The sequence below is a fragment of the Vibrio sp. 10N.261.55.A7 genome (assembly GCF_002877365.1).
GTDB lineage: Bacteria > Pseudomonadota > Gammaproteobacteria > Enterobacterales > Vibrionaceae > Vibrio.
In genome coordinates, this window is the sequence record NZ_MCWZ01000109.1 from 1 (window position 1) to 1,902 (window position 1,902).

A 1,902-nucleotide genomic window follows, 5' to 3' on the forward strand; every position below is an offset into this window, starting at 1 on the left:
TATAAAGGCAAGCGAGTCATCCAAGGAGGCCGCTCCCAAGTACGGACTGTTCTATACATGGCGATGATGTCTGCCATGCAATGTAATCCCGTATTTAAAGCGACTTACACTCGTTTAGTTGAGGCAGGAAAACCGAAGAAAGTCGCCATCATAGCGTGTGTGAGAAAGATGGTAGTGATATTAAATTCAATGTTAAGAGATGGCGTCATGTGGAATGAAAACACGGCTAAAAATTAGTTATTGACGCCATAGTCGTTTGTTAGTTGCACAATGCGCACTGAACTTTTTGTTTATTTTCAGTGATGTATTCTATGTCATTTAGATAGGCTTGAAGATGACCTTGCTCTATGTTTTCAGCAAAGGTTTCATTACCATTTTCAGCTTCACTGCGCATGAACAAAACTAAAGCCTGTAATCGCTCAATCATTGCGTCCGCTAGCTGATTTCTTTCATACGTAGTTGCACCGTAACTATCACAGAACAACTTAGCTCTAGTTACCTGCTCAGAGATTGTGCCTAACTTATCATTGCTGTTAGTTTTGAAAGGCGACCAACAATAAACTGAATATGCTAAATCCCATATTCTTGGCGCAGGGTGAGCAGTATCAAAGTCAAATACACCTACAACTGTGTTCTCGGATAGAGCAACATTGTATGGGGTAAAATCCCCATGGCAGATAACTTCAAAAGGCTCTCTTGGCTTTAGCATCCACTTGTATGCATTGACATCTACTTGCTCCAAAAGTGGCACAGTTGAGTCATGTATTTTACGCAATAGTTTACCTGCTGATGTGAGTGCATCCACAGTAGCAATTGCACCGACTAGAGGGTAGTTATAAGTATTACCAACGACAAAACTTAGGACTTCTTGTTCTTGGTTAACACCAAGAAATCTTGGACATTCATCTACATTTTCTCGCTCGAGGTGTTTCAAAATAAGGTGAATTGTAGGACTCCACGGCTGAAGAGGACGATAGACAACTTCACCATCTCGATATATTGCTGATTCTCTTCCACCTGACAATTCTTCCAACGAAACCTCCTCGTGCAACTAACGCCTCGTTAAGGTGCGACAAACGTGTGCAATACTAGAGCGAAGCGAAAAATGCCACGCGTTGGGAGTCACTCTTAAACGATTTGTTAGGCGCCTCTTGCGATGAAGTCCAGATAGTACCATAATTAGGTACTATTCGGTATTTAAGGCATTATTATGGCTAAGAACACAAGCATCACACTAGGAGACCACTTTGATGGTTTTATATCCAATCAAGTTCAAAGTGGCCGTTATGGTTCAGCAAGTGAAGTAATCCGTTCCGCTTTACGCCTGTTAGAAACTCAAGAAACGAAAATGAATACCTTGCGCCAACTTCTCGTTGAAGGCGAAGAAAGTGGAATGGCTGATTATGACCTAAATTCGTTTATCAATGAACTAGATAGCGAAGAGCAAAAATGAAACCATTTCAGCTAACTCACAAGGCGAAATCAGATTTAAAAGATATCGCCCTATTCACATCTCGCCGTTGGGGAAAAGAACAGCGTAACATTTACCTCAAACAATTTGATGAATCCTTCTGGTTATTGGCTGAAAACCCTGACATTGGTAAAGACTGTGATGAAATTAGAGATGGTTATCGTAAATTCCCACAAGGTAGCCATGTGATTTTTTATCAACAAATTGGCAGTCAAAACATTCAGATAATCAGAATCTTACACAAAAGTATGGATGTGAATCCGATTTTTGGCGCATAACGCTTTAATAAGTGGCTGTTACCACTGACTTTACCGAGCATATCAGACTCCAAGCCGAGAGTGCCCAGCGTTGATAAGTCCACTTAATTAACTTGTTAGTGGGCGGTTTCGCCATTGAATACTGATTATTGGTGCAGCCTTTATTATTTGAAC

General features: G+C 40.9%; 4 protein-coding genes. 3 read left to right on the forward strand and 1 reads right to left on the reverse strand.

The annotated features are described in order from the left end of the window. A partial coding sequence (locus tag BCU12_RS07835) for a transposase (RefSeq protein WP_157939863.1) occupies positions 1 to 237 on the forward strand: 237 nt, incomplete at its 5' end. Between the two features lie 22 nt (positions 238 to 259). Here BCU12_RS07835 and BCU12_RS07840 read toward each other — a convergent pair. Next, on the reverse strand, positions 260 to 1,033 hold the full coding sequence (locus tag BCU12_RS07840; RefSeq protein ID WP_102403783.1) for an aminoglycoside phosphotransferase family protein: 774 nt from the start codon (positions 1,031 to 1,033) through the stop codon (positions 260 to 262). Positions 1,034 to 1,210: 177 nt separating this feature from the next. On the opposite strand from BCU12_RS07840, the gene BCU12_RS07845 reads away from it, so the two are divergent. Beyond that, on the forward strand, positions 1,211 to 1,453 hold the full coding sequence (locus BCU12_RS07845; RefSeq protein ID WP_102403784.1) for a type II toxin-antitoxin system ParD family antitoxin: 243 nt from the start codon (positions 1,211 to 1,213) through the stop codon (positions 1,451 to 1,453). Then, entirely contained in the window at positions 1,450 to 1,749 is a 300-nt protein-coding gene (locus tag BCU12_RS07850; protein ID WP_102403785.1) for a type II toxin-antitoxin system RelE/ParE family toxin, read from the forward strand. The genes BCU12_RS07845 and BCU12_RS07850 overlap by 4 nt, the downstream gene beginning before the upstream one ends. The last annotated feature ends 153 nt before the right edge of the window (positions 1,750 to 1,902 follow it).

Bases quoted from the DNA above. Each gene is read 5' to 3' on its own strand.
- BCU12_RS07850 (WP_102403785.1), top strand. From the start codon at position 1,450: ATGAAACCATTTCAGCTAACTCACAAGGCGAAATCAGATTTAAAAGAT.
- BCU12_RS07845 (WP_102403784.1), top strand. From the start codon at position 1,211: ATGGCTAAGAACACAAGCATCACACTAGGAGACCACTTTGATGGTTTT.